Genomic DNA, 6,372 nt, shown 5'->3' with positions numbered 1-6,372 from the left:
CCTAATCCTCCTACTAATATCGTTAAGAGCGCTGTATAAAACAAATAATTTCGCTTGGTAATACTAATACTCACGTCTATTCAATTATTATATTAGAAATAAGGTAAATTTCAATCGATGCAAACCGACACATTATTATCATTCATCTCAATGAAGCCACCATTGATTTCCTGCACATGCTCTTCGCCTTCCATCGTCACGTATGACAATGTACCAGCTTTCAATGAAGATACAATGGGGGCATGCTGCGGCAGGATAGTAAATGAGCCTATCATACCGGGCAGAGTTACATTTTCTACTTCTCCATTGAAAAGTTCTTTCTCCGGCGAAACTATATTTAGCTGTAATCCCTTCATCTCTTTATTAGTAACTTGTAATTAGTAACTTGTAATTAGTAATTCGCAACTACTTCTTACTTCTTTGCTTGTTCCAACAACTGATTGCCCTTTTCTATGGCTTCATCAATAGTTCCTACATTCAAGAAAGCAGGTTCGGGCAAGTAATCTACTTCACCGTCGAGAATCATCTTGAAACCTTTGATAGTGTCTTCTATGGAAACCATTGTACCGGGAACACCTGTAAACTGCTCGGCAACGGCAAACGGTTGCGACAAGAAGCGTTGTACACGACGTGCACGGTTCACTAATGTACGGTCGGAATCCGAAAGTTCTTCCATACCAAGGATGGAGATGATATCCTGCAATTCCTTATTACGTTGCAAAATCTGTTTTACACGCTGTGCCACTTCGTAATGTTCCGGTCCTACAATATGCGGATCAAGAATACGGGAAGTAGACTCCAACGGATCTACAGCCGGATAAATACCGAGTTCGGTAATCTTACGGCTCAATACCGTTGTGGCATCCAGGTGCGTAAAGGTTGTAGCAGGTGCAGGGTCGGTCAAGTCATCGGCAGGAACATACACAGCCTGTACTGAAGTAATAGAACCGTTTCTTGTAGAAGTGATACGTTCCTGCATGGCACCCATTTCAGTAGCCAGCGTCGGTTGGTAACCCACAGCAGAGGGCATACGACCCAACAAAGCAGATACCTCGGAACCGGCCTGAGTGAAACGAAAGATATTATCTATAAAGAACAATATATCAGTTTTTCCTTCGGCCTGGGCTCCCAAATCACGGAATGATTCGGCAACTGTCAAACCGGATAATGCTACCGACTGACGTGCACCGGGAGGTTCATTCATCTGGCCGAATATCAGCGATACTTGCGATTTCTCTACTTCGTTATAATCAACTTTAGACAAATCCCAATTGCCCTCTTCCATACTCTTTTTGAATTCCTCTCCGTAACGGATTACACCGGATTCAATCATTTCACGCAGCAAGTCGTTACCTTCACGGGTACGCTCTCCTACTCCGGCAAATACGGAGAAACCATGTTGTTTCTTGGCAATATTATTGATAAGTTCCTGAATCAGTACGGTTTTTCCTACACCGGCTCCACCAAACAAACCGATTTTGCCACCTTTACTATAAGGTTCCAGCAAATCAATTACTTTGATACCCGTATAAAGCACTTCTTGTACGGTAGTCAAATCTTCAAACTTGGGGGGATCGCGATGGATGGGATAAGCGCCGGTACGGTCCAGTTCTTTCATTCCGTCGATGGAGTCACCTACTACATTCATCAGGCGACCTTTAATTTGTTCACCCACCGGCATGGTGATAGGTCCACCAAGCGGATGTACCTTCATACCTCTCTGTAGTCCGTCTGTACTATCCATGGCAACGGTGCGTACGGTATTTTCACCGATATGCTGTTGTACTTCTACAATCAGTCTCTTACCATTCGATCTTTTTATTTCCAATGCATCGTGAATACTGGGCAACATTAATTCAGCCTCCGTACCTTCGAAATAGACGTCCACAACAGGTCCGATTACCTGCGAGATATGTCCGACAATCTGTGACATAAGCAATCTTTTTTATACAGTTTTTCCTTAAATTATTCGATCTAGTAAAGTTGTAAGTCGCGTGTATCTTTTCAAAAAAATCAGCCGTCGCGTCTTTCATCAAATCATCAAAGCAATATAGCCTTTATTGCTATTAACATTTGCAGGCAGCGGTTTGTTCAGTTGAATAGTTATATAAACAACGTTTGCAAATGTATAAACAAATATGGTCTCATTGTTATCGCAAGAAACATTTTTTCTATAAATTATACCAAATTGAACCTTTAATATTACAAATAGAACAATCTGTTGCAGGTTCTATAACGCCAATTAACAATTCGCAAGACAACAAATACTCATAGAACATTTAATCGTGCAATTATGTTATATTAATAAAACCTCATGTCGTATGCTTCATAGTTTTTTAAATATACTGGCAACCATAATCAGTGTGGCAAGTCTCTTAATTGTCACTTATGGCGCATTGATAGGAATCTTGTCCTTTCTGGGTAATGAGATTAAAAGATTTACCGGAAATTATTCTACCACCAATATACGAAAGTTGCGGGCAACCTTTGGAACTTATTTACTCCTCGGCTTGGAATTCTTAATTGCTTCCGACATTCTGAAAACAGTATTAGAACCCAGTCTTAATGAATTGGGAATCTTGGGAGGTATAGTTATTATAAGAACCATTCTTTCCGTTTTCCTGAACAAAGAAATCAAACAACTGGAAAGTGAAAATATAGAAAACTAATAAATAAATTTATATGAAAACATTTATTCTAACTTTAATCATAACAATGATGGCAACAGTAATTAATGCGCAACAAAAAAGTTTTTATGACTTCACTGTAAAAACAATCGACGGGAAAGATTTACCGCTCTCTACTTTCAAAGGGAAGAAGGTATTAGTTGTCAACGTAGCCTCTAAATGTGGCTTCACCCCACAGTATGCCAAGCTTCAAGAATTATACACTAAGTATGGAAATGATAATTTTGTAATAATAGGTTTCCCTGCTAACAATTTCCTGCATCAGGAACCTGGTAGCGACGAAGAGATCAAACAGTTCTGTACTTTGAACTACGGAGTAACCTTCCCTATGATGGCGAAGATTTCCGTGAAAGGGAAAGATATTGCACCTCTTTACCAATGGCTTACCCAGAAAAGCGAAAACGGTGTTGAAGATGCCAAGGTATCATGGAATTTTCAGAAATTCTTAATTGACGAGAATGGCAATTGGGTAGCTTCATTCAGTCCGACTACAGATCCTATGTCTGAAAAAATCATCAGCCTGATAACTCAATAATAGTTCTGAACTTATTTACATAAAAACAAACATCAGAAACAGACCGTCTATTTCCCCTTAACAGACCATGTGTTTCACTCAAACAGATGGTCTGTTTTATCAATAGAGACAAGTGATTGCATAAGTTATATATAATAAAGTACATTATTATAAATGCTCACCCTGCTCTACTTCGCATAAGCCTCAATCTCCGCATCATGCGGATTTACTATCTCACTCATAATCAGTAATTCATAATTAATATTCTCTTTCATTGTTTTTTGTTTTAAACGGTGGCGAAGATAGAGCGTCTTCTTTACTTTTGCAACAACACGCATACTCTACAGTGTGTGCCGGCAGAAATTATGTCAGTTTGTCGAAACTTATGTTTTAGGGTAAGTAAATGGCTATTGAATGGGAAAATGCGTATCAAACGTCGTACACAATCCGATCGGTTCTGCGTACGACCTACGAAGGTGTCCGCCAAAGTCTTACAGACTTTCGTGAACACCCCGTAGTACACAACTCGTGCACATAAGAAATAAACAAAGAAAGAGATATATTAAAATATATCTTAATCGATTCAATGTTCTAAGAACTTATCCGCTTCTCCCCGCGCCATGCCCGGCAAGCCCCAGGTTCTTATCAAGCCTGCAATATGAATGGGCGTCAGTATAGTAGTGTGTACTGTAAATCCAGCCGTACATAATTCATTGTAAAGCTGCGGATAAAGCAAGAGTTGTTTACGAAACGTACGGGCTGCTGAGTCGGTACGGATACTGGGAAAGTAGGCTGATGCTACTTCGGACAATGGATGACAACCAGTGAGCATCCAATCAAAATTTAATGGTTTCATATTCACTTAATTTTTGAAAACGCCGGCAAAGATACGTCAAAAAATGAAACATTATTCACTTACTTTGTTCTATACAATCAGTTCATTATTAGATTGTAAGTAGTTTTCCACTCTAATAATTAAAGCTGAACGGGCGCGATAAAATACGCGCGCAAGATGTAAACAAATAAAAAACAAAAAAAAATGAAAGAACTAACATGTTTTACGCTTTCAGTACTCCAAGAACTGGAAGATGAAGGGCGTTTCGGTACGGCGCATGTCTATCGAAGTACGCTTCGTACATTCATCGTTTACTGGCATGAACACCATGCCGGACGTACCATCCCGATGAAAGCGGTATTCACCCCCGCCTCCCTGAAAGACTTTGAGCGCCATATGCAGGAACGCATGCTCAGGATGAATACTATCTCGACCTACATGCGTATGCTGCGTGCCATTTATTACCGGGCGTTGAAGAAAGGGTTCGTACTCTATGTGCCGGGACTCTTCGATCACGTCTACACCGGAACACGTGCCGATACAAAACGTGCTTTACCACCGGCTGATATGGGTCAACTGTTAAACGTTAAGCCGACAAAAGAGCATAAACTGGCAGAAGCGCAGATATGGTTTGCCCTACTCTTCCTGCTCCGAGGCATGCCTTTCGCCGATCTGGCACGATTGCGCAAATGCGACCTGCAGGAAGGTATCATCACCTATCGCCGCCAAAAGACCGGAAGACCGCTTACAGTACGTCTCACCCCCCAAGCTGCCGAACTAATACGATCTTGTGCCGATTGCCGTCCGGAATCTCCTTACCTACTCAACATCCTATGGGATGACAACAAATCAAATCATGCTCCTATCGGTAGTCTTGAAGAATATCACCGGTATCAAAACGTATTACGCAATTTTAATTGGAGACTAAAAAAGCTGGCAATCACATTGGGGATACCAACAAGGATCTCTTCCTATGCCGCACGACATACATGGGCGACGATAGCCTATCACAAAAAATGTGCTGTGGGAATTATCAGTAATGCACTGGGGCATTCATCGGTAAAGGTTACGGAAACGTATTTGAAACCTTTCGATAATGATGAACTGGACAAGACAAACAGAATGATAATTGCTTACACTAAAAAGCATATTTTTATTTAAATCGCAAGCCAAATTATCAACTATTTAATTATTATACAAACAATTACACAATAATTACTTTGTAGGTAACGGCATTTATATTGCCGCAAATATAATCATAAAAACTGAATATAAAAATAAAAACAAACAAGATTTTATCAAAATAGGGGTAGAACGCCCGAATACAGACAAACAACACCCCATTTTCCCTACCCGATAGCAATATTCCCTAATACCGCCCTCCGAATGAAAACGGGAAAACAAACCATGCAACAAACTTTTTGTTTGCACGGCAGGGAATGTACACCCCTAATGTAATACAGACACCTCTGCTAAATAAATGCCGTTACCTACAAAGTAACAGACAATAAATAATAGCAATACAAATGAACATCAGTATATGATAACACTCAAAACACAAGCTGCTATCGCAGTTCTCAATGATATCTATACGGGAGAAGGAACAGCCCGTACTGATGAATGTAAACTTTCCGAAGAAGAGAAATACTCCCTGTTATACAAACTCGCAACGGCAGGAATCATAAGACTCGTGGATATGGAAAAGCCACAAGACATACAATCATACGGTCCCAATCGCAAATCAATAGACGTATCCCTACTGGATATACTAGAAGCCACAGGAGAACACTTGAACTGTAATCACCCGACAACAGAAATATTCTATTCAAAGTATGGCAACGCAGCCAAGAAGCTGGGGATAGTAAACCAGATTACAAGGACATACTTGCAAGAAATAAAGCTGTTTGATTTATAGCAATTTAATTTAGAAACATTTAGTATACAATTATTTAGCAAAAGACACTTGAAAGAAAACATCCACATATTGCCCCTGATACCGGTTCTTCTGATACTGTTATGCAGTACAGGAGTGAAAGCGCAGACCGTCGCCATAAAAAGCGACCTGCTTACAGGAGTCTTGTCCTCACCCAATATCGCAGTGGAAGTGAAGCTATCCAACCGACTCACATTGGAAACAGGATTCCATTACAACCCGTTTTCGGCAGGAGACAATAAAAGATGGAAACACTGGTTTCTGCAACCCGAACTCAGATACTGGAAATGCCAACCCTACGGAGGACACTTCTTCGGGGCACACCTCATATATGGAGTTTACAACGTGGGGAACATGAAGCTCCCGCTAGGACTTTTCAAAGGCGTGCGTTCGTCAAGGTATG

The 6,372-nt window shown here is 40.5% G+C and carries 8 protein-coding genes; 5 read left to right on the top strand and 3 right to left on the bottom strand.

Translation table 11 applies throughout. The annotated features are described in order from the left end of the window. Positions 1–110: 110 nt before the first annotated feature. Positions 111–356, bottom strand: coding sequence for an ATP synthase F1 subunit epsilon (gene atpC / locus Q1W14_RS02730; RefSeq protein ID WP_294590949.1), 246 nt, complete (start codon positions 354–356; stop codon positions 111–113). A 56-nt stretch (positions 357–412) separates the two neighbouring features. Further along, on the bottom strand, positions 413–1,933 hold the full coding sequence (atpD, locus tag Q1W14_RS02725) for a F0F1 ATP synthase subunit beta (RefSeq protein ID WP_300699061.1): 1,521 nt from the start codon (positions 1,931–1,933) through the stop codon (positions 413–415). 388 nt (positions 1,934–2,321) lie between these two features. Here atpD and Q1W14_RS02720 point away from each other — a divergent pair, with 388 nt between their 5' ends. Continuing rightward, positions 2,322–2,669, top strand: a complete 348-nt coding sequence (locus tag Q1W14_RS02720; RefSeq protein ID WP_300699059.1) for a DUF1622 domain-containing protein — start codon at positions 2,322–2,324, stop codon at positions 2,667–2,669. Between the two features lie 13 nt (positions 2,670–2,682). Then, positions 2,683–3,222: a glutathione peroxidase gene (locus tag Q1W14_RS02715; protein ID WP_300699057.1), complete on the top strand. Its 540-nt coding sequence runs from the start codon at positions 2,683–2,685 to the stop codon at positions 3,220–3,222. Between the two features lie 562 nt (positions 3,223–3,784). Here the strand turns inward: Q1W14_RS02715 and Q1W14_RS02710 are convergent. Next, positions 3,785–4,057: a DUF4248 domain-containing protein gene (locus Q1W14_RS02710; RefSeq protein ID WP_300699055.1), complete on the bottom strand. Its 273-nt coding sequence runs from the start codon at positions 4,055–4,057 to the stop codon at positions 3,785–3,787. A 183-nt stretch (positions 4,058–4,240) separates the two neighbouring features. Between Q1W14_RS02710 and Q1W14_RS02705 the strand changes: the two genes are divergently transcribed. The 3 genes from Q1W14_RS02705 to Q1W14_RS02695 form a co-directional block, all read left to right on the top strand. Continuing rightward, positions 4,241–5,197 (top strand): phage integrase SAM-like domain-containing protein, encoded by a 957-nt coding sequence (locus Q1W14_RS02705; RefSeq protein WP_300699053.1) that lies wholly within the window; start codon positions 4,241–4,243, stop codon positions 5,195–5,197. Between the two features lie 379 nt (positions 5,198–5,576). After that, complete coding sequence (locus tag Q1W14_RS02700) at positions 5,577–5,951, top strand: hypothetical protein (protein ID WP_300699052.1); 375 nt, start codon at positions 5,577–5,579, stop codon at positions 5,949–5,951. 48 nt (positions 5,952–5,999) lie between these two features. Further along, on the top strand, positions 6,000–6,372 hold a 373-nt coding region (locus Q1W14_RS02695; RefSeq protein WP_300699050.1), incomplete at its 3' end, for a DUF3575 domain-containing protein.

Origin of the sequence: Bacteroides sp. (assembly GCF_030151085.1) — a bacterium.
GTDB lineage: Bacteria > Bacteroidota > Bacteroidia > Bacteroidales > Bacteroidaceae > Bacteroides.
The sequence above is the reverse complement of the archived record's forward strand: the minus strand, read 5'-3'. Positions and strand labels throughout refer to the sequence as shown.

Coding starts and splice junctions, on each gene's coding strand:
- atpC (WP_294590949.1), bottom strand. CDS start 356: ATGAAGGGATTACAGCTAAATATAGTTTCGCCGGAGAAAGAACTTTTC.
- atpD (WP_300699061.1), bottom strand. CDS start 1,933: ATGTCACAGATTGTCGGACATATCTCGCAGGTAATCGGACCTGTTGTG.
- Q1W14_RS02720 (WP_300699059.1), top strand. CDS start 2,322: ATGCTTCATAGTTTTTTAAATATACTGGCAACCATAATCAGTGTGGCA.
- Q1W14_RS02715 (WP_300699057.1), top strand. CDS start 2,683: ATGAAAACATTTATTCTAACTTTAATCATAACAATGATGGCAACAGTA.
- Q1W14_RS02710 (WP_300699055.1), bottom strand. CDS start 4,057: ATGAAACCATTAAATTTTGATTGGATGCTCACTGGTTGTCATCCATTG.
- Q1W14_RS02705 (WP_300699053.1), top strand. CDS start 4,241: ATGAAAGAACTAACATGTTTTACGCTTTCAGTACTCCAAGAACTGGAA.
- Q1W14_RS02700 (WP_300699052.1), top strand. CDS start 5,577: ATGATAACACTCAAAACACAAGCTGCTATCGCAGTTCTCAATGATATC.